This window comes from Pelovirga sp., from assembly GCF_059864205.1.
This window is the reverse complement of record NZ_JCBCBS010000062.1, coordinates 1-19,824: the sequence shown is the minus strand read 5'-3', so window position 1 is coordinate 19,824 and position 19,824 is coordinate 1. Positions and strand designations below refer to the sequence as shown.

Annotated in this window: 25 protein-coding genes; 11 read left to right on the top strand and 14 right to left on the bottom strand. The window is 49.9% G+C overall.

What is annotated here, in order from left to right; genetic code table 11:
• On the bottom strand, positions 1-1,217 hold a 1,217-nt coding region (gene umuC / locus AC6F7T_RS03665), incomplete at its 3' end, for a translesion error-prone DNA polymerase V subunit UmuC (RefSeq protein WP_500716625.1).
• Positions 1,214-1,651, bottom strand: coding sequence for a translesion error-prone DNA polymerase V autoproteolytic subunit (umuD, locus tag AC6F7T_RS03660; protein ID WP_500716624.1), 438 nt, complete (start codon positions 1,649-1,651; stop codon positions 1,214-1,216). The genes umuD and umuC, both read right to left, overlap by 4 nt.
• 428 nt (positions 1,652-2,079) lie before the next feature.
• Here umuD and AC6F7T_RS03655 point away from each other — a divergent pair, with 428 nt between their 5' ends.
• From AC6F7T_RS03655 to recD2, 3 genes are all read left to right on the top strand, one after another.
• Positions 2,080-2,553, top strand: coding sequence for a GNAT family N-acetyltransferase (locus AC6F7T_RS03655; protein WP_500716622.1), 474 nt, complete (start codon positions 2,080-2,082; stop codon positions 2,551-2,553).
• An 81-nt stretch (positions 2,554-2,634) separates the two neighbouring features.
• Positions 2,635-3,300 (top strand): SOS response-associated peptidase family protein, encoded by a 666-nt coding sequence (locus tag AC6F7T_RS03650; RefSeq protein WP_500716621.1) that lies wholly within the window; start codon positions 2,635-2,637, stop codon positions 3,298-3,300.
• Positions 3,300-5,498: an SF1B family DNA helicase RecD2 gene (recD2, locus tag AC6F7T_RS03645; protein ID WP_500716620.1), complete on the top strand. Its 2,199-nt coding sequence runs from the start codon at positions 3,300-3,302 to the stop codon at positions 5,496-5,498. Before AC6F7T_RS03650 ends, recD2 begins: the two co-directional genes overlap by 1 nt.
• 174 nt (positions 5,499-5,672) lie before the next feature.
• Here the strand turns inward: recD2 and AC6F7T_RS03640 are convergent, their stop codons facing one another.
• Positions 5,673-6,176: a VUT family protein gene (locus tag AC6F7T_RS03640; protein WP_500716619.1), complete on the bottom strand. Its 504-nt coding sequence runs from the start codon at positions 6,174-6,176 to the stop codon at positions 5,673-5,675.
• Positions 6,177-6,205: 29 nt separating this feature from the next.
• Entirely contained in the window at positions 6,206-6,823 is a 618-nt protein-coding gene (gene rpsD, locus AC6F7T_RS03635; RefSeq protein WP_500716618.1) for a 30S ribosomal protein S4, read from the bottom strand.
• Between the two features lie 271 nt (positions 6,824-7,094).
• Between rpsD and AC6F7T_RS03630 the strand changes: the two genes are divergently transcribed.
• Positions 7,095-7,436, top strand: coding sequence for a c-type cytochrome (locus tag AC6F7T_RS03630; RefSeq protein WP_500716617.1), 342 nt, complete (start codon positions 7,095-7,097; stop codon positions 7,434-7,436).
• Positions 7,437-8,181: 745 nt separating this feature from the next.
• On the opposite strand, the gene AC6F7T_RS03625 is transcribed toward AC6F7T_RS03630, so the two are convergent.
• From AC6F7T_RS03625 to AC6F7T_RS03615, 3 genes are all read right to left on the bottom strand, one after another.
• Positions 8,182-8,520 (bottom strand): hypothetical protein, encoded by a 339-nt coding sequence (locus AC6F7T_RS03625; RefSeq protein ID WP_500716616.1) that lies wholly within the window; start codon positions 8,518-8,520, stop codon positions 8,182-8,184.
• Complete coding sequence (locus AC6F7T_RS03620; RefSeq protein ID WP_500716615.1) at positions 8,517-8,795, bottom strand: hypothetical protein; 279 nt, start codon at positions 8,793-8,795, stop codon at positions 8,517-8,519. The genes AC6F7T_RS03625 and AC6F7T_RS03620 overlap by 4 nt, the downstream gene beginning before the upstream one ends.
• A gap of 421 nt (positions 8,796-9,216) precedes the next feature.
• Positions 9,217-9,417 (bottom strand): tautomerase family protein, encoded by a 201-nt coding sequence (locus AC6F7T_RS03615; RefSeq protein ID WP_500716614.1) that lies wholly within the window; start codon positions 9,415-9,417, stop codon positions 9,217-9,219.
• A gap of 123 nt (positions 9,418-9,540) precedes the next feature.
• Between AC6F7T_RS03615 and AC6F7T_RS03610 the strand changes: the two genes are divergently transcribed.
• Positions 9,541-9,885 (top strand): hypothetical protein, encoded by a 345-nt coding sequence (locus AC6F7T_RS03610; protein WP_500716613.1) that lies wholly within the window; start codon positions 9,541-9,543, stop codon positions 9,883-9,885.
• A 26-nt stretch (positions 9,886-9,911) separates the two neighbouring features.
• Here the strand turns inward: AC6F7T_RS03610 and AC6F7T_RS03605 are convergent, their stop codons facing one another.
• Positions 9,912-12,002 carry a 3'-5' exonuclease gene (locus AC6F7T_RS03605; protein ID WP_500716612.1) on the bottom strand — a complete coding sequence of 697 codons (2,091 nt, stop codon included), beginning with the start codon at positions 12,000-12,002 and terminating at the stop codon, positions 9,912-9,914.
• A 15-nt stretch (positions 12,003-12,017) separates the two neighbouring features.
• Positions 12,018-12,284 carry a hypothetical protein gene (locus AC6F7T_RS03600; protein WP_500716611.1) on the bottom strand — a complete coding sequence of 89 codons (267 nt, stop codon included), beginning with the start codon at positions 12,282-12,284 and terminating at the stop codon, positions 12,018-12,020.
• A gap of 721 nt (positions 12,285-13,005) precedes the next feature.
• Here AC6F7T_RS03600 and AC6F7T_RS03595 point away from each other — a divergent pair.
• Positions 13,006-13,278 (top strand): YlcI/YnfO family protein, encoded by a 273-nt coding sequence (locus AC6F7T_RS03595; RefSeq protein WP_500716609.1) that lies wholly within the window; start codon positions 13,006-13,008, stop codon positions 13,276-13,278.
• Positions 13,275-13,574 (top strand): type II toxin-antitoxin system RelE/ParE family toxin, encoded by a 300-nt coding sequence (locus AC6F7T_RS03590; RefSeq protein ID WP_500716608.1) that lies wholly within the window; start codon positions 13,275-13,277, stop codon positions 13,572-13,574. Before AC6F7T_RS03595 ends, AC6F7T_RS03590 begins: the two co-directional genes overlap by 4 nt.
• Before the next feature lie 423 nt (positions 13,575-13,997).
• On the opposite strand, the gene AC6F7T_RS03585 is transcribed toward AC6F7T_RS03590, so the two are convergent.
• On the bottom strand, positions 13,998-14,231 hold the full coding sequence (locus AC6F7T_RS03585; protein ID WP_500716607.1) for a thioredoxin family protein: 234 nt from the start codon (positions 14,229-14,231) through the stop codon (positions 13,998-14,000).
• A gap of 136 nt (positions 14,232-14,367) precedes the next feature.
• Between AC6F7T_RS03585 and AC6F7T_RS03580 the strand changes: the two genes are divergently transcribed.
• On the top strand, positions 14,368-14,682 hold the full coding sequence (locus AC6F7T_RS03580) for a winged helix-turn-helix transcriptional regulator (RefSeq protein ID WP_500716626.1): 315 nt from the start codon (positions 14,368-14,370) through the stop codon (positions 14,680-14,682).
• Positions 14,683-14,874: 192 nt separating this feature from the next.
• Here AC6F7T_RS03580 and AC6F7T_RS03575 read toward each other — a convergent pair whose 3' ends face one another.
• From AC6F7T_RS03575 to AC6F7T_RS03560, 4 genes are all read right to left on the bottom strand, one after another.
• The gene (locus AC6F7T_RS03575; RefSeq protein WP_500716606.1) at positions 14,875-15,282 is read right to left on the bottom strand and encodes a putative toxin-antitoxin system toxin component, PIN family; all 408 of its coding nucleotides are present in this window, start codon (positions 15,280-15,282) and stop codon (positions 14,875-14,877) included.
• The gene (locus AC6F7T_RS03570) at positions 15,279-15,542 is read right to left on the bottom strand and encodes an AbrB/MazE/SpoVT family DNA-binding domain-containing protein (RefSeq protein ID WP_500716605.1); all 264 of its coding nucleotides are present in this window, start codon (positions 15,540-15,542) and stop codon (positions 15,279-15,281) included. Before AC6F7T_RS03570 ends, AC6F7T_RS03575 begins: the two co-directional genes overlap by 4 nt.
• Before the next feature lie 244 nt (positions 15,543-15,786).
• Positions 15,787-16,449 carry a methyltransferase domain-containing protein gene (locus AC6F7T_RS03565; protein ID WP_500716604.1) on the bottom strand — a complete coding sequence of 221 codons (663 nt, stop codon included), beginning with the start codon at positions 16,447-16,449 and terminating at the stop codon, positions 15,787-15,789.
• Positions 16,436-16,561, bottom strand: coding sequence for an HU family DNA-binding protein (locus AC6F7T_RS03560; protein ID WP_500716603.1), 126 nt, complete (start codon positions 16,559-16,561; stop codon positions 16,436-16,438). Before AC6F7T_RS03560 ends, AC6F7T_RS03565 begins: the two co-directional genes overlap by 14 nt.
• Before the next feature lie 317 nt (positions 16,562-16,878).
• Between AC6F7T_RS03560 and AC6F7T_RS03555 the strand changes: the two genes are divergently transcribed.
• The 3 genes from AC6F7T_RS03555 (at position 16,879) to vapB (ending at position 19,725) form a co-directional block, all read left to right on the top strand.
• A complete protein-coding gene (locus AC6F7T_RS03555) occupies positions 16,879-18,345 on the top strand; it encodes a potassium transporter TrkG (protein WP_500716602.1) in 1,467 nt (488 codons plus the stop codon).
• Complete coding sequence (locus tag AC6F7T_RS03550) at positions 18,342-19,019, top strand: NAD-binding protein (RefSeq protein ID WP_500716601.1); 678 nt, start codon at positions 18,342-18,344, stop codon at positions 19,017-19,019. Before AC6F7T_RS03555 ends, AC6F7T_RS03550 begins: the two co-directional genes overlap by 4 nt.
• A 478-nt stretch (positions 19,020-19,497) precedes the next feature.
• Entirely contained in the window at positions 19,498-19,725 is a 228-nt protein-coding gene (gene vapB, locus AC6F7T_RS03545) for a type II toxin-antitoxin system antitoxin VapB (protein WP_500716600.1), read from the top strand.
• Positions 19,726-19,824 lie beyond the last annotated feature (99 nt).

Below are 19,824 nucleotides of genomic sequence, written 5' to 3'. Positions count from 1 at the left end.
TTGAGATCCTGCTTCATGTACCAGTCTTTCTTCGGGCGCTGCCCGCCGAACCAGATCTTACCGATACCGGTGTTGTTGATGCTGTCGATAGCGAGCATCAGTCGATCAGCGGTGTCGGTATCCTCGGAGTGAGCAAACAGGGGGTATTGCAGCTGCTGTTCGGGGGTAAAGTCCCCCAGCATGACACCGGCCTTGGCGTAACGATGACCTTCTTTCCAGATCCGTTCAAACAGATTGGTGGCCATACCGGCCAGCTGCCGGGTATCGGAGGTTGGTTGAAAAAAACGACCGGTAGCGGCATTGCCGTAGTAGGGTGCGTTTTTATCGAAAGGGCTGGTGCGGATAAAAGCGGTGATGACGGTTGCCCGTTGATGCTCTTTTCTGAGCTTTTCGGCGGCACGGGCGGCAAACTCACAGAGGGCCTGGCGGACCTGATTTTTGTCGCTGATCTTTTCGCCGAAGGAGCGGGAACAGACAATCTGCTTTTTCGCCGGGGTGATCTCTTCCAGATCCAGGCAGGATTCGCCGTTCAGCTCCATGAGGGTGCGCGCCATGACCACGGAGTATTGCTTGCGGACAAAGTGGGTATCCATGCGCGCCAACTGGCCGGCGGTGGTGATACCGATGCGGGCGAGACTTTCGGTATGCCGCCGCCCAATCCCCCAGACTTCAGATACCGGGGTGATGTCGAGCAACCGCTGCCGGCGCTGTGGATCGGTCAAGTCCACCACGCCAGCGGTCTGTTTGAATTTTTTGGCGGCATAGTTGGCAAGCTTGGCCAGGGTCTTGGTGGGGGCAATACCGACACAGACTGGAACACCCACGTCCTTGATAACCGTTTGCCTGATCTGCTGGCCATAGGTTTCACGATGGGAGCTATCGCTTACATCCAGAAAGGCTTCGTCAATGGAATAGATCTCAACCCGTGGCGAGAAGGTTTCCAGGGTCTGCATCACTCTGGTAGAGATGTTGTCATAGAGGCTGTAGTTACTGGAGAAGATGCGGATGTTGTGCTCCTTGATCAGATCCCTGACCTTGAACAGCGGGGTCCCCATCTTGACTCCCAGATCCTTGACCTCCTGCGAGCGGGCAATGATACAACCGTCGTTATTGGACAACACCGCCACCGGAACCTGTTTCAGATCGGGACGGAACACCCGCTCACAACTGACATAGAAGTTGTTGCAGTCGACCAGGGCGAAGACGTTATCGGTCATGGTTTGCGCAGGGAATGGATGACGGTGGTAACGACGCCGAAGACTTGTAACTCCTCCCCTTCGGGAATCACCAACGGCAAATAGTTTTTGTTCATCGGCATCAGCCGCACCGTCGGCTTGAGTTCCAGCCTTTTCACCGTCAACTCTCCCCCGTATTCGGCAATCACCACATCGCCATGGCGGGCCTCCAAAGAGCGATCCACCACCAGTACATCCCCGGGAAAGATCCCGGCATCGACCATCGATTCCCCTTCTGCCCGGACAAAATAGGTGGCGGCGGGCTTGGTGATACACAGCTCGTTCAGATCCAGACTGCCCTCGCAATAGTCGGACGCCGGCGAGGGAAACCCGGCGGGTACACGGTCAAGGAACAGGGGGATATTCAAATTTTCCGGCGGCACCTGATCGGCCCGACCGAGTAGAATGGCTTGCATATTGATCTCCTGAGAGGAATATAGCATGGAGTAGCACCACGAGGTGACACAATAAGTCACTTCTGCAGGGTAGATTGATGTAATTTTTCTGTCTTTTTTTGCTTGCCCCCGAATCCTGAGTTGGAGTAATCTTCAAATCAAGGGGGCTACATAGCTTCCCAAAAACCCTTCGTGCACCCCCCCTCCGCACGAGGGGTTTTTTTATTTTATGCAGGCCAATCGACTGTTTGATCGGTTTCGGGATGCCCTGATTGATCAGATCAGGAAACAAGATCCCTCTGCTGACGGGAAGAGAATTTGAGATGATGCATAATTTTCCTCCCACGGAACTGACTAGGGCTTAAACCAAACAGTGATTTCCTGTGATATTCTGACCAGTAAGGTGTGGCAGGCAGCCCGACTTTTTCCCTCTTTTTCAGCGAGCAAGCATGATCATACAAGAAGCAAGATCAACCACGGAACTCGACATGATGCGCGATCTTTTTCGCGAATACGAGCAGTTCCTCCAGGTGGATTTGTGTTTTCAGAATTTTGAACAGGAACTCGCTAATCTGCCGGGCAAGTATGCCCCACCGGATGGCGCTCTGCTGTTGGCACTGAGGAACGAGCAGCCGGTCGGTTGCGTTGCCTTACGCAAATGGGAAGAAGGCATCTGTGAGATGAAACGCCTCTTCGTTAAACCCGCTGGCCGGGGTACCGGACTGGGGAAAAAGCTCGCCGAACAAATCATCACCGTTGCCCGGCAACGAGGTTATATGCTCATGCGTCTGGATACCCTGGAGACACTGACCGAGGCGGTCAGTCTGTATCAACGCCTCGGCTTTCGTCAGGTTCCACCATACTATGACAACCCCCTGCCGGGAGCATTATACTGGGAACTTGATTTGCGGACTTGTTCTTGATCGACAGAGTCGTACCCAAACGGTATCCTAAACAGAGCAGCTTTTCCTTATCCACTCTGATCTTTTGGCAGGGGATGACCTATGTGCGGACGCTTCGTACTCACCTCAACCACAGAGCACATCCGGCAGAGCTTTGGCGTCGACGATGTTCCTTCCATCGCTCCGCGCTACAACATCGCTCCGACCCAGGATGTGCTGGTGATCCGGCAGAATGGTGGCGGCTCCCGTTACGCCGGAATGCTGCGCTGGGGGTTGATCCCCCACTGGACCAAGGACCCTGCCATCGGCAATAAAATGATTAACGCCCGCAGTGAGACCGCCCATGAAAAGCCGTCATTCCGTAATTCCATCCACTATCACCGTTGTCTGATTCCCGCCTCAGGTTTTATCGAGTGGTCGCAACAAAACGGCAGCAAGCAGCCCTGGTATATTCATCGAAAAGACGGCGAGTTGCTCGCCTTCGCCGGGATCTGGGACAGCTGGCAGGGAGCGGAAGGGACAATCGACAGTTGCAGTATCCTGACCACCTCGGCCAATAACCTGGTCGCAAAGATTCACGACCGCATGCCGGTGGTTCTGTCTGTGTCTGAGTACGACCAGTGGCTGGATCGACAGATCACCGAGGCAAAACAGCTTGAAGCCCTCTACGCCCCCTTCCCTGCCGATCTGCTGGAGGCGATCCCGATTTCTACCAAGATCAACAATCCCCGCTTTGATAGCCGCGACTGTCTGGAACCGCTGAGCTGATGGCCCACCATCCCGACAACCCCCTGGAACGCCTGGCCGGTTCCATTGAACGGGTGACCTTTCATGCGCAGGAGTCGGGTTTTTGTGTTCTCCAGGTCAAGGTGCGAGGTCAGCGCGATCTGGTCACCGTGGTGGGTTCGGCGGCGTCCGTCAGCGCCGGGGAATATGTCGAGTGCACCGGGATCTGGCACAATGACCGCACCCATGGGTTGCAATTTAAAACCAAGCAGTTGCAGATCGTTCCTCCCACCACCCTGGAAGGGATCCAGAAATACCTCGGATCGGGGATGGTCAAAGGCATCGGACCGCACTTTGCCGGGGTGCTGGTGGGGGCTTACGGTGAAGAGGTCTTTACCGTTATTGAAGAGACGCCGGACTACCTGCTGCAACTGCCCGGTATCGGGCGCAAGCGCATGGAACGGATTACCGGGGCCTGGGCCGATCAGAAGGTGATCCGCGAGATCATGGTCTTCCTTCAGTCCCATGGCCTCGGCACCGCCCGCGCCGTGCGTATCTTCAAAACCTACAAAGAACAGGCCATCGCCAAGGTCACCGAAAACCCGTACCGCCTGGCTCTGGATATCCACGGCATCGGCTTTAAAACCGCTGATACCCTGGCGCAGAAACTTGGTATTCCCCCTGACTCCCTGATCCGCGCCCAGGCCGGTGTGCGCCATGTGTTGCAGGAACTCTCCGGTGACGGTCACTGCGCCTGTGCCCGGGAGAAACTGATCGCTGATGCTGCCGCCCTGCTGGAGATTCCGATTACGGTGATCGAGGAAGCTGTCGCCCTTGAGGTAGCGGAAGAGCGACTGATCGCCCGCCAGCTCAACGCGGTTGACTGTCTCTACCTGACCCCCCTGTACCGGGCCGAAACCGGGGTGGCGGAACACCTGGACCGTTTGCTGCAGGGCAAACCGCCCTGGGGGCAGATCGACACCGACAACGCCCTGCCCTGGGTGCAGGAACAAACCGGCCTGACCCTGTCGACATCACAGCAGGAAGCGATTTGTTTGGCGTTATTCAGCAAGGTCACCATCATCACCGGCGGCCCCGGAGTCGGCAAGACCACCCTGGTCAACAGCATCCTCAAGATTCTCCAGGCCAAGCGCATTCCCACCACCCTCTGTGCCCCTACCGGCCGGGCAGCCAAACGCCTGACGGAATCGACCGGCCTGGAAGCCAAAACCATTCACCGGACCCTGGAGTTTGATCCCGGCATTTTTGGTTTTAAACGCGGCCGCGATAACCCGCTGGAGACCAGACTGGTGATCCTCGATGAATCCTCCATGGTGGATGTGGTGCTGATGAATCGTTTGCTGGCAGCGATCCCAGAAACGGCCGCTCTGATCATGGTGGGGGATGTGGATCAACTCCCTTCCGTGGGGCCGGGGATGATTCTCGCTGACATGATCACCTCGAACGTCATTCCAACCGTCCGCTTGACCGAGATCTTCCGCCAGGCCGCCGCGTCAAAGATTATCGTTAACGCCCACCGCATCAACCAGGGACAGATGCCCTTGCCCCATGAGCAGGATAAAACGGGGGATTTTTACTTCATTCCGGCAGAGACGCCGGAAGAAATTCACGCGATTTTATTGCGCACTGTCACGCAGCGGATTCCCAAACGTTTTGGCTTAAACCCGGTGCGGGATATTCAGGTACTGACCCCGATGAACCGCGGCGGTCTCGGTGCCCGGTCCTTAAACCTGGATCTGCAACAACAACTCAACGGCGCCTCCGAACCCAAGGTCACCCGTTTCGGCACTACCTTTTCACCGAACGACAAGATCATCCAGATGGTCAATAATTATGACAAGGAGGTATTTAACGGCGATATCGGTACCATCAGCGCCATCGACATGGAGGAGGGAGAACTGACGGTCGATTATGACGGGCGGCTGATCCCCTATGAGTTTGGAGAGCTTGATGAAGTCGCCCTGGCCTATGCCACCTCGATCCACAAAAGCCAGGGCTCGGAATACCCGGCCGTGGTTATTCCTTTAGCCATGCAGCACTACACCCTGCTGCAGCGCAATCTGGTCTATACCGGCGTGACCCGGGGCAAACAACTGGTGGTGATGATCGGGCAGAAAAAAGCCCTGGGTATGGCCATCAGGAACCGCAATGTCACCCGCAGACTGACCGGCCTGCAGGAGATGCTGGGTCAACTATCCAAAAAATTACCTGATGGATAAATCCAATTGGAGCTCGATGATCATCATAATGGCAAAAAGAATAGTAACTTCTGGGTAACTTAAAAAAGTTGCTTTATGACAAGACGGCGCAGCGCGGCGTGAGTTGCTATTCAGCTCCATCGTTACCACCGGGTCCGTCACTTAAAAGCAAAAACCCGCGGATACAATTTCAGCTCACGGCAAATCAGCCGCGCTGAAAACTGAATTGACCGATCGGATCCTGCCGTTCTTGAACAGCGGTAGCACCAGCAGGCTGCTGAGCATCTTGATGACCGTCTGCCCAATCATTGCCGGCCAGACCGGACCGAAAGCGAGCAGAACGAACACCACCGAATCAAGGGGGATCGAAACCAGGTTACTGTACAGAAGCCGCTTCTGGATACCGCCACTGGTCCTGGTGTAGATAATCCAGTCGCTGAACTCAGCGATGAAGAAGGCGCTGACCGAGGCCAGTGCAAGTTGTTGATTAAATGCAAAGGTGATCACCGATGCGATCAACATCCACCCCCAGCAGCCGAACTTGCCATAGCGCTGCTGCACAAAGTCTCGGGCCGAAAAGGTCAAGCCGATGGCGATCGCTCCAGCCGGAAAGGTCAGGCCGAGGATTGTGAGCAGACCGAAGGAGTGTACCAGGATATTGGCGAGAACAATCGACCCGAGATAAAAAAACACACTCATATATTTTGTTCCTGCTTTCTGTAAAAAAATTACTTTGAGTAGTACTCAACGATCAGTTTTTCATTGACCGGGCTGTTAATCTCGTCAGCCTGCGGCATGCGATTCACTTTGACGCTCAACGCTTCGCGGTCAACCGTGAACCACTCCCCACCGGAAAAGCGTGGGTTTTCAACCAGGTAGCGAGCGGCCAAAGCCCGGCTAGTTTCACGCTCGCGCAAGGAGACGACGTCACTTTCCCTGACCTGGTAGGACGGAATATCCACCCGACGACCATTGACCACGAGATGTCCATGGTTGACCATCTGCCGCGCCTGCGAAAGCGAACGGCCGAAACCGGCACGAAACGCCAGACTGTCAAGACGAGTCTCAAGCAGCACCAGCATGTTGTCGCCAGTCACCCCCTGCATCCGTTGTGCTTTGTGGAACACCTGACGAAACTGCTTTTCCAATAATCCGTAACTGTGCCGTAGTTTCTGCTTCTCGATCAATTGCAGGGCATAGTCTGAGAGTTTTTTAAACCGTTTGGTACCATGCTGCCCAGGTCCATCCTCACGCCGCTGCAGCAAGCGATCATACTTGTCGTTATCATAAATATTTACGCCGAAACGGCGTACGATCTTCCCTTTGGGGGCTGTAAATCTGGCCATATCTGATCGCTCCTTTAGTGATTGTCTTGAAAACGGTTTTCATATCTATTATCTCTGACTAGATTTGTCAACTATTTTGCCGAGCTTATTTTCGTATGACCAAGAACCACCAGCGCTATTGCCGATGCTATTGCCGATGCTCTTGCCGATGCTCTTGGCATCATATCGGACTGGCGCTATCAAGCCAGCCGGCGCCGATATTAAAAATTGCGGTTCTAATTTCCGGGGTCGTATGCAATGATGTGCGTCCCAATTGACAGTGGAAATCAAAATGACAAAAACATTCCCTACCTTAACCCTCTTGGCTTGTTGCCTTGCGCTCTACAGCACAGATCTGCTCTCTTCCAAGCACGCACACGCCAGGACGCATCAGATTATGACTGCGATGGACAATCCTGCTGCTGCAACCTATAACAGCAACTGTGCATCCTGCCATCAACGAGGAGTCATGGGTGCGCCCAAGCCCGGAGATTCCCGTTTTTTGGCAGATATTGACATGCTGGTTGAAAATGCCATCAAGGGTATCGGCAACATGCCGGCGCGTGGCCATGCAGCTTTTCTTTCAGATGATGAAATTCGAGCCGTTGTTGAGTTCATGAGGTCACCGAATTGATGTCTTTCTGTATTAATTAGACGATAGTTGCAAATCCCGAAGTTCAGACAGAAGCAATAGAGTGTTTTTCCTGCATTGCCTATAATCACCAGCGGCATCGCCAAGCGGGAATTTTCGTGTTCAACAAGTGCTGGTCTACGAGAAACGCCCACGATTTGGTATCCGTGGGCGTTTCGTGTTCTGTGGGTGGTGACAAGTAAAAAACGCGGCGATCTGTCCAGGCGAGCAGTTCGTTGCAATCCCTCAAAAAGCTTCTTTTCCTTAGTGGCGACTTGCTTAGACTTGTTGATGATCAGAGCATCAGTAACATCGGCTTCTTTTCCCTTCACCGGTTTTGCGTTTCGGTAATTAGTGAGGGACACCCATACGGCCTGACCATCTTCAAACCTTATGTTCGGCTCCTGAAACAGCGACTGAAGAACAGCCACCAATTCGTCCTTATTCAGCTGGTACTTTTTCCCTCGCAGTGTCCAGATCGTTTCAACCAGCACGACATCAGTCACCAGAACTTTCTGCTGCCCGAAAATCAATTTAGCCGCTTTTTGAAACTGATGGGCATCATCTTCAAGCAGATATCGCAACAGCACATTGATATCTATTGCGATCATAATAGGGAGCTCTGCAATGACTCCCCATCGGTCATGGGACCGAGGGCTTTTCCTGAAATACGCTATAATCTGGACACTACCTGTTGTTTTGCAATCCGGAAGATAGCCAGATCCTTAATTCATTTCTTTTAGAGCGGTCAATGAAACTCTTCTTTCCAGCAAAAACGATTTTGCCCACCGATCCTCATATTCAAAAGAAGTATTGGTTCAGCTGAGTCAGGTGGTACCCAGTAAAGAACAAGGAAATTTCGGGCGCCGGCATCCAGCACATATTCCCTCACCGTTATCTTTTTGCCTTGGACCGACCTTCTTCTTACAGGGGCAATCTCGTCAAACGCGGAGATATTCTCTGCCATTGACCGATAGCTTTGCTGCAAGCGTTCGACAAAACGAACCGCGCCCAATTCAGCATACTCGTCAAGAAATTCTTTCAATCGACGAGCAAACAAAGGTGTGGCGACCACCTCCCGGGTCATCCTCTTTTCTTCTCCGAAACAGCTTTAGCCCGAGCTAGAGCATGATCGAATAGGGCATCAATCTTTGCGGCAGGTTCACAAATGCCCGTTAATTCATACTCTTCCCATGCCGCAAGTGCTTCTGCTTCAAACTGAATATCAGCCTCGGCTGCTTCAATTGCCGGAGCGCCAATCGCCTCAAGCACGGCTCCCATCGGCCTACCGATTTTTTTTGATAGAGTTTCCAGCCTCTCGGCAAATTCATCATCCACCCTTAAATTGAGTTGCCTGGTCATAACTGTACCCCTTTCCTGTTTTTCAAAATGCTAGCAGCTGCTAGCATGCAGGTCAAGTCCACATATAATCTGTTGGATAATCAACCCTTAAGGACTACAACTACCATTGTAGATTTGTAACTATCCACCACTGTCCTTGCGCAGGGTCGGGGTTTCTGTGGCAAGGGTGTTTTTGTCGCCAAGGACGGCGCCAACAAGCGGTCAGGGATGACCCAACGGGGAACAAGGACGCCGACCATACGGACATTCCAGACAAAGCATAAGTGAATAAAACACAAAAATAGTCAAAAAAGGTATTTCATCAAATTGTCAGCGACAGCAGCGTCAATAAAAGGGGTACCTCAGCGCACCCACTGGAACGCTACAGATCGAAATTGATGATGTTTCACATTAAAAAAGAAAAATGTAGATTTGATCCGATTTATTTTTTTTCCGGTTTATTTTCCTGTTTTGACGCTATGACTTGAGAACTGGATTTTTCCGTTGCGTTGTCAAATATCACGTGAACAATCTCGGGATTGCTACCGGCAACTTCTTTCATGATCTCCGTTAGTTGTGCTATAAGCTTTTCTTTATGTTTGGCAGATATGGCTGACTCTGTCTGGATGCTGATGATTGACATAGTTGAACTCCGTTCACAATTAAAGTAGTTTTTGTGGACTCTTCGAGTTAATCGGTTTGTGCTGCGTAAATCAACATTTTCAACGTCATGGCCTTTTGGGCGACTGACTTAAGAGTATGAAGAATGAAAAGCTGGGTAGGAAAAGATGTATGCGCCGAATGCGCAGGGATGCTGGCTGCCAGTATCAATATCGGATTTAAAACCAAAGGAAGATGTCATCGCTGCCACAGTGAACAGGAGCTTTTCAATGTGATCGCTATGTCACCTTCCCCGATCTCTGCTCAAAACGTTTGCCCTGAATGCGGTCACGCTGGTGAAGCTCATGCGGCATCCTGCCAGCGTTCGGAAGTTGCTCTTCTCAGAACTGAAAGACAACAGCTTGTTGAATTGTTACAAGAAATCGGCGGCTACAATGCTGACCTGTCCTTAGCGGATCAGATCAGACAGTTACTGAAGAAAAATATATGATCCGCACCTTGTAAAGGGTGCGCTTTTTACTCCTCTCCAAACTTCAAAAATATCGAAGGATCTCCGGTATAGGTCAGAATCAGCCTATGCATGGCACGGGTGCAGGCAACATACAGCATGTTGCGATCCATTTCCGTGTGATAGTTCGTTGTATTGACGCTGGGAATAACAACGCGGTCGAATTCCAAACCTTTGGCCATATGGGCGCTGCAGACGATAATTCCGGTTGAAAAGACCCGGCTGGATGGGTCAAGTAAGCAAGCATTGATTTCATTCTTTATTAAGGCATTGGTGATTTGTTGCGCCTGTTTCTGGGTTTTGCAGATAATCCCCAGGCTGCTGTGCTCTGAGGCGATAAAATCGGTCACATAGGTTTTAAGCCATGTGGTTTCTTCTTTTGCTGACCCCAGCCGGTGCACTGTCGGTACGTCACCGTGACGTCTCATTGGTATGAGTTGCGGGTTAAAGCAAATCTGCTGAGAAAATTCCATAATCTGCAGGGTCGAGCGATAACTTTTGGTCAGGGTCATCAAGGTCGCATCGGTAAATGCCCCCTCAATATCCTTAAGCTGTGAGGCGCTGTAAGGGTTGACCGCTTGTGCGACATCGCCAAGGATCGTCTTGCGGCAATTGAAAAGGCGGGCGAGCACGGCAAATTGCACCGGCGTATAATCCTGCATTTCGTCAATGACCAGGTGTTTGATCGCACGGTACGGGTTGTCAACGTTCTCCAGGCGCATATTCAGGTAAATCAGCGGGAAGACATCAGCATATTCGAGTTTGCGTCCCTTGGCCTGGACAAAGAGATCAGGCTTGCCAAGCCAGTCAAAAAATTCCTTATAGAGAAGGTTGAGGCTTTTTTTCTGATACATCTTGTTGAGTGCTGCCCGCACCAGACGCTTATCTTCCGCACCCAGATCAACATTGTAATAGATCCCCATGTTGACTTCGACGGCCTTAACAACCTCGGTAATCCGCTGAGCAGGAGGCAGCCCTCGATAGCGGCTGAAGTGTTTTTCAATAAACCAGGCAGGCACAGGGTGGCCGGCAACGACAATATCCTGTGCCGTAAAGCGGCTTTTCTCAATATAGTCAGCGTATTCACCAAGTTTTTTCAGAAACTGAGCAGATGATTTATTTTGGATACGTTCTTTTATCTTTTCGTCATTGGTTTCAAGAAGAACGGAAGTCTGCTCAAAAAAGGTCTGGAACGGAACCTTGTTGTCGAGCAAGCTGTGCGCTAAATCTTCCATGCCGATTTCAGCTATAGATTCTTCCCCGAGTTCTGGCAGTACATTGGCGATATAATCAGCAAACACCTTGTTGGGAGAAATAATTAAAATGTCGGTAGATTTGAGCGACTCTTTAAAACGGTACAGCAAAAACGCGATACGATGCAGAGCTATGGAGGTTTTGCCGGAACCGGCGACACCCTGAATTATCAGCGTCGGGGCATCTTCGTTGCGAATGATCGCATTCTGGTCACGCTGAATGGTGGCCACAATATTTTTCATGGCCGCATCAGCTGATCCGGCCAGTTCTTTTTGCAGCACATCATCGACAATGTGAAGATCCGTTTCCAGCATCATCTCCATCACACCTGCGCGGATCCGGAATTGACGTTTTAAGCTGATGGTGCCTTCAATCCTGCCGGAGGGGGACTGGTAAGCCGCCGGACCAATCTCAAAGTCATAAAAAAGAGTGGCAACGGGTGCCCGCCAATCGTAAATCAAATGTTCCCTGGTGCCTTCATCGTAGAAATGGTTTACGCCAATATAAAAACCGGCGGGTTTGGAATCTGAGATGGCGGTGAAATCAAAGCGCCCAAAATAGGGGGAGCGGGCCAGCTTCTGTAGTTGTTGTTTTTGGACCAGAATGGTTTCGCCGGTCATCAACATCTGCTCGATGGACTGGCGCGTGGTAACTTTTTCCACATGATCCATGTCCGCCCTGCTTTCCCACAGGTAGTTTTTCTGATCCTGAATGTTCTGCCGATATTGCTTAAGACGTGTGTCGATCCGGCTAATGGCTTCTTCAAGGCGGTTCTGAACATACTCAAGATGAAGGCGTTCATCTCTTTGCGGATCTGTGGTTGTTGAAGTCAATTGTTGTGCCATAAGTTTATTGATGTATCAGGCTGTTTTTCCCAGATCACAGTCATCACAGGTTAATGCTGTCGGATTCGCAAACAATCTTGTGGCGGCAATGATGCCGTTGCATTTGATACATTTGTTGTATTCATTATTGTCCAAACGGTTAAAAGCAATTTGAATCGTCAGTCGTTCTGTTACTGTATGAAATTCGGTATTGCCAGTGCCGGAATGGGTATCCAACCGCTGAAGCCGATCCCATAATATTTTCCGAAAGTGTTCTGTGCTCTGTTCTGTGGTGTTCATCATTTTTGAGCTCCAATGTCGCAGGATCAATTTGGAAACAGCCGTAGCCGATCTAGTTGTCTCAGAGGGCACAACAAACCGTACTGCCCGAGTTTAAAATAACCCCTAAGTGGTTCATGCGCGCCTGCTGACTTACAGTTTGGTATGACAAGCAGTTGCTCGGGTCGTGAGATGCTTAATCCATTAATTCCAAGCTCTGATAAACTGAAGGGTGACGAGCGGGGATAGTAAAAATGCGTGGAAAATCAGCAACGAATATCTAACATTATTTTAATCCTAAAACAAGGATTGTTTACGAAGTCAAGCAATCAAGCGCTGCGCTGCTATACGCTTGACTCACAATTGACCGGCATAACAGTGAATGGTGAAAAGCTCACAAATCATCCTGTTTTTGTCCTTGAGTCGACGATGTCCTGGCACTAAAAAGGGTCCACGATGTGGTGTCACTCAACAATTAGGCATAGAGTGCAGCGAAATAAAAAGCGTCTTGACATCACCCAACCGGCCTAACCCGACAGCTGTGCGATAAAGCCGCGCAGCGCCGGGGACTTCTACGTTGAAAAAAACTGTCCCATAACTCACCATCAACAATCCATCAAACGCTCATGATTTCCTTATCGTTGGGTTTTCTTTAAAATCTTTACATGTTGGCCACTAAATTCCATTGTCCCCAGAATTGAAATTCGATAGAATGAGTTGCAAATGCAACGCAAGGAGGTACGTGATGAAATCAGCAACAATCCCCTCTCTAAGAGTTGAGCCCGAACTACGCCAAGCGGCTGAAAGTGTCTTGCGTGAAGGGGAAACCTTGTCCGGTTTTATGGAAAAATCTTTACGGGCCGGCATCCAGCACCGGAAGATCCACCGGGAGTTTATTTCCAGGGGTTTGGTTGCAAGGGACGAGTCTCGACGGACTGGGGAATATTACTCGGCAGAAGATGTCTTGAGTGAACTGAGCGAAATCCTTGCTCAAGCAGAAACCAAGAGGGACAAGTGAATTATCGGGTTCGCTATACCCGCGCAGCTAAAGATGATCTTGTTCGGCTCTATGGTTTTCTTGTTGAACGGGACATTGATGCTGCACGAAAAGCACTAAATTCTATCCATAAGGGCATCGAATTTCTACAAGAATTCCCCTTCACCTGCCGAAAGGCAACTCCTGATGATCCCCTATTGCGCGAAATGATCATTTCTTTTGGTTCAAGGGGGTATGTCGTTCTTTTTGACATTGAGGACAATAAGACAATCACTATTTTAGCTGTCCGGCACCAACTCGAAGAGGACTATCACTAACTGCCAAGGGAAATATCAAATCGATAAATCACTGACATAAACACACCAAAATCCCGCTCGGATCGACCAACGGGATTTCTGATATTGCAGGAGTTATAGGAAGGTTTTGTTGACCACCTCATGGAGACGCCATCAAATTAAATGCCGAAGAAGAGACGAGAAAACAGCCTCTGACATGCGGATATCAGGCAAACTATGTCGTTCGTGCAGAGGTCTCCGCTTCGGAGTTATTGTCAAATCCTCTTGTTCTCGCTAGACTTACTCCACATACCCCATCTACATCTATTTGAAATTCCATAGGTCATCTATAAGGGGGGGCAACAGGTATGTTTACGACGGGTATCCGTTTTAAAAACCTTATCTCGGTGGGCAACAATGAGCCCTCCCGCAGACGCAGGAAGGCTCTGAATACGTAGCAAACCTTTACTTCAATGCCGACAGATTCGCTCCGAAATTGATATGGAACGGGACGCTATCCAGAACCAGTGCGGGCACGGATTTAACACCCGCCTGCTCAGCCTCAACAAGACGGCTTTTGTTTTCTCCGAGGTGGACAATCTCCACCGAGTATTTGTCTTTATCGATTGCTTCCGCCACTTTTTTTTCAGCTTCAACGCAAACCGGACAACCGGCATGATAAAATACTGCTTTGTTCATATTGGGCTCCTTTCTTTAGCTTACGCTCCGCTGGTTCATCCAGCGGGTTGACCAAACAATACCCTTTTGGTAAGATCTTGAAAAGAGGGCACTTTTTGGTAGGCAGGGAACAATATGGTGTAAAGTAGTGATTCTCATGACAGAAAAAAATCAAAGAAGATTGCGAAAAGACTACGAGTGCCTTGAGCAGGTTGTGGGATGCAAGTGGTCTGTGTCCGTCCTTATGGCTGTAAAAGGTGGCACTGATCGACCCGGTGCCCTTGAAAGAACCATCACAGGCATTTCTAAAAAAATTTTATCAGAGCGGCTGAGAAAACTGACGGCCTATGAGTTGTTGGACAAGAAGAAGTTCAACGAAATACCTCCAAAAACGGTTTACTCCCTCACTTCAAAAGGTGAAATGCTCGTCAATATTATCGCACAACTTCATGAGCTCGACAGCAATGAGTAATATCCAGCAAGGAGGGGGTCAGCCAAGGCCGTTTTACGCCGCGATTGGCCTTTAACGGCAGGCAGTACGTTCAAATTGGTTGATATCTCACAATTCACAACTATAAGAACACGAAAACCCCACCTGGCGATGCCGGCGGGGTTTTCCGATAATACAAAACTCAGCGGACAAGCGAATGCTAACCCATAGAAGTCAATTGAGCAGATGCCGGTCGATGAAAGTTCTCGGTTTAAGAACTTCAATGCCACGATAACCGTTAACATCGAGAAGGTGCTTGTCCCCACTCACGATAAGTTTTGATCCGGCAGCCAAAGCACAAGCGATAAATTTATCATCGTCAGGATCGGCACACACCCCGTCATCAAGGGCATCGGGTTGAACCATTTCCGCTTCTACGACAATTAATTCAAGCAATGACGTCAGATCCACGAGTGGAAATTTTCTGTGCAACGCACCGGCTACGCGCTGGTATTCATCAAATATCTCTGGAGATAGAATCAGTGTTAATCGACCATCGCGCCATGCTTGGAGGATTTTACCCGGTGGTCCACCAAAGAAAATCCCCGAGATCAACACATTGGTATCAAGGATGAGTTTCACTTGCTGCCCCGAACCTCTTCAATGGCACTCTCAATATCCAACTTTTTAAGACCTGCTGACTTAGCTTTACGGCGAGCATCGGCTATCAGGCCATCAAACTCGTCCATAGACGGGGGAGTGATGGCTTTCAAGATAACAACATCATTGTCACCAACCACCACAAACTGAGCGCCTGCTTTGAGGTTTAATCGCTTACGAACCTCATCGGGAATGACGACCTGCCCCTTAGAGGACATTTTTGTTGTAGCTAAAGTTGCCATAGTTGCCTCCATATATGTATCTTACTCGTAAGATAGCATTATGCGGTTTGAATACCAAGAAAAATAGCAATTGTGACAATTGACAGTTCGATAACTCAACAACACATAATCCCACCGCCAGCTAAGGTGGGATTATCTGGCAATGCAGGGTTTCCAGTAACTGCCCGCCCAGACCAATTTCATCCCTCCAGATAATCCAGAGCAAATAATAAGACACGATCCACGATGGACGGCTGAGGGAAACTCACTTCTGATAAGAGGCAAAAAAATGCGGGACGGGGGGATCCTGGGTGTCCTCATAAGCGTAAAAGCTCTTTTCACTTAGACCACAGCGGATAAAGCCATCTATCTCATCTTTATCGAGAGGCAGGGGAATGTCATCTTCCTGCTCACCCTTGAGACGACTTCGGCATGAGACAAGAATATAGCCCTGCGGTGCCAGCAGTGAGACCATTGCATCTCGGGCCTGAATTCTGTACTTGCCGGGCAAGACCTGAATTGTGTTGCATTCATAAACCAGGTCAAAACGTTCAGCCCACTCTGACGGGTAGGCAAAAAGGTCTGCGACAAGGTAGTTGACTCTGGTCTCTGGATAGCGGTTTTTACATAGACGTATCGCTTCAGGAGAAATATCAAAAGCGGTTACCTCATAGCCGGCCTCGCTTAATGCTTCAGCATCATCACCAACCCCACACCCAACCACAATCGCCCTGCGGTTCTCATGCTTAAAAGTACAGTCATTCAGCCATTTTAAAAGGTATGGACAAGGCTCAAGGTCTGCCCAGAAAACAGCACGAGGGTCTCCCTGGGCATCGGCGTAGATACTGTCAAACCAACCAGTGGGATCATTTCTGTCCTGGAAAGATTTGACCATTTTTTTGTAAGCCACAGGATCAAATTCTTTCATGTTTTTTGCCTGTCAAACAGCATGCAAAAGTTGCCGTCAGTGCTTCATTTGCTGCGGCTTTACTTAACCCTGACTGCGTCGCTATCGCCTCAATTAAATCTGTTTTGTTCATAATGCTTCTCCTGTGGTCGTGGGGTTTCTGGCCAGTAGGTGGACACTCTTTTTCTGCAGCTCGGGCTCTGGAAAGATTATCTGTCAGTTCTTTATCAACCGCAAGCTTTGCCGCCAGGTCCAGCAGAATCGGTGCCCGCCTAATTTATTCCTAGATTTTCATTCTCCTTTTTAACCCATGGTCAGCAGCGGCTCGGATCAAATCCCATAATTCTTTCCAGCCCATCTTGACACAGCCCATATGAATGCTAATTTTAAATAATCTCAATACTTTAGTTCGAGCTTGTAACCAATAAAAAAAATCGATTCGGAGACCTGGTGGGTAAACAATCCATCGAACTGAGCTATGCCATTCGCCTGCGGGTGATCGGCAAATATTTTGGTCAGTTGAGCCTTGTGGTGGCGTTTCTGACCCTGGCGCCTCTGGCGGTTGCGCTCTTTACAGCTGAATTTGCCATTGCTCTGCGTTATGGCGTGGTTATAGCTGTGCTTTCCGGCTCTGGGATCTTTCTGGCCCGGATACGCGCTGCTCGTCGTGTTCAGGCCAACGAAGCGATGGTTTTGGCTGCAACCACATTTTTGGTTATTCCGCTGGTGATGTCGTATCCGATGATGGGATCAGGGCTCTCCTTCGGCGACGCGCTATTTGAGGCGATTTCAGCTGTGACCACGACAGGGCTCAGCACGTTAGCAACGATCGAAGACAAACCCCTGGTCTTTCATTTTGCCCGGTCCTGGATGCAATGGTATGGCGGGTTGGGAATCCTGATTCTGTCTCTTGCGCTGCTGTTGCGTCCAGGGATCACCGCCAAAAGCCTGGCGGTCACAGAAGACATCAGAGATGATCTGGTTGGTGGCACCAAGGTTTACGCACGAAATATCCTTGTCATCTATGTTGCGCTGACGTGCTTGGGCATCTTTATTTTGCTGCTGGCGGGCAGTGGATTTTTCAATGCAGTGGTCTATAGCTTGTCGGCGGTTTCTACCGGAGGCTTCGCTCCTCACGACGCCAGTCTCGGGCATTTTTCCAGCGGGCTGATACCCTGGATAACGATTCTTACCTGTTTCGCCTGCGCTCTGCCTCTGTTGCTCTACTACCAGGGGTGGCGTGAAAAATGGAAAGAGCTGTTTCGTGACCTGCAGTTACGCGCGTTGATCTTCATCGCCCTGGCGATGAGCCTGATTCTGAGTGCCTGCCTGTACTTCTTCATGCATCAGCCCTGGCAACAAGCGCTCTACCATGGTCCGCTGATTGCTCTTTCGGCCCAGTCAACCGCTGGTTTCACCACACTCAATCTGGGAGAACTGGATGCCGGTTCCAAATTGGTGTTGATTACCTCTATGGCCATCGGTGGCGGAATCGGATCGACGGCCGGGGGCATCAAAGTGCTGCGTCTTCTCATACTTCTGCGTCTGGTCCAGTTAAGTTTGGTGAAAACCTGCCTGCCGGCGCACGCTGTTCTGGATCAACGCCTGGGAGGCAAGCACCTCGAAGAAGGGGAAATCCGCCAGGCATTGCTTTTTTTTATCCTTTTTTTTGCGGCAGTGACGGCTTCCTGGTTTCTTTTTCTGATATGTGGCTATGACCCTCTTGATTCACTTTTCGACGTGGTTTCGGCGACGGGAACGGTAGGGCTTTCTTCCGGAGTCGTCGGACCTAATTTGCCCGGCATTCTAAAAACAGCATTATCCGTCAATATGTTGTTGGGTCGGCTTGAAATCATGGCATGGCTCGTCATGCTCTATCCACGAACCTGGTTTGGATTACGTGTGGAGGAATCATGAGAATTGTGTTTGTCGGAGCAGGGGAATTGACCGTATCTACTGCCAAGTTGCTTATGAAACGAGGGCATGAGGTCATTATCATAGAATCTCAAAAGAGTAAAATCGACGATCTTTCCGAGAGCCTCGATTGCAGTTTTCTGCTTGGCGATGGAAGTCGTCCGCATATCCTTGAAGAGGCAGATCCCAAGGACTCAGATTTTTTGTTCTGTCTTACAGACAATGATCAGAACAATATCATCGCCGGTCTGGTCGGAAGATCGCTGGGCTTCAAGCGGGTGGTGGTCAATATTCATGACCTGGAGTTTGAAAGCATCTGCCTGGAGCTCGGGCTTGAAGATACTATCATCCCTTCACGGACCATTGGTCGCTATCTGGCCGACATGGCCTCAGGTGTTGACTCGCTGGAGCTCTCCACGGTCATTAAGGACGATGTGCGTCTGTATGCTGTTTCAATCGATGAGGATCACGCTGGAAAAAATCTTGACGAACTCGAACTGCCGGAAAAAACCCGGGCGATTTTCTATTATCGGGATGACAAGTTTCATTTGACCGAAAAGAACTCAAAACTTGAACAGGAAGATACATTTGTTTTTATTTGCCACATGGAATCTCTTGATGCTCTAAAAAAAATGTTCAATAAGGCTGCAAAGCAAAGAAGATCAGAAGAGTCATAGCGGCGACCCTATGTAATCCGACCTTTTAAGCCTTCTCTAATCTCTCTTCGCTTGAATTGACCGCTAAAGTGGCGGCAGATCAACTCCAGGAAAATCTGTATAGAATCAGTAGGTTTCACGGGCGCTCGCATCCGGAACTCGGCCGAAAGATGACAACGGTTCTTGGCGTCGAGCTCGGAAGCTGCCTCCTCGAAGAGTTTGTCGACGGGCAACTCCGGGTAGGGGTCCCAGCGGGGGTTCTGGTAATAAACCGTTTGGAAGACACTGATCCTCTGCTAATACCACATCGTGGGTGTTTCTTGCATTGCGCTAGGGAAATAATGGCTTACGTTAGTCTCTCGCGCGCTATTAAATTCCAACGTTTCTCCTGGAATCTGGAATCGAGTTTTTTAACACGTGTATATTGTCACCACACTACAGACTTGCCATTTTCCCGATAAAGTATATACTATGAATATATATTTTATGGGAGGTGTTTATGAAAACCGCAAAATTGTTTAAAAATGGCAAAAGCCAAGCAGTCAGACTGCCAAAAGAGTTTCGTTTGGACGGCAAAGAAGTTTACATTAAGCAGACCGGCAACGTGGTTCAGTTGATCCCCATGTCCGGCTCATGGGACTCTTTGTTTTCTAGCCTGGATAAGTTTTCTCCTGACTTTATGACTGATCGTCAACAACCCCAGCTGGAAAATCGGGAGGATTTTTGATGATCCTGCTCGACACAAACATCTGTATCTACATCATCAAACGCAAACCAGAGGCGGTCTTGAGCCATTTCCAGCAATATCATCCGGGCGATATTGGAA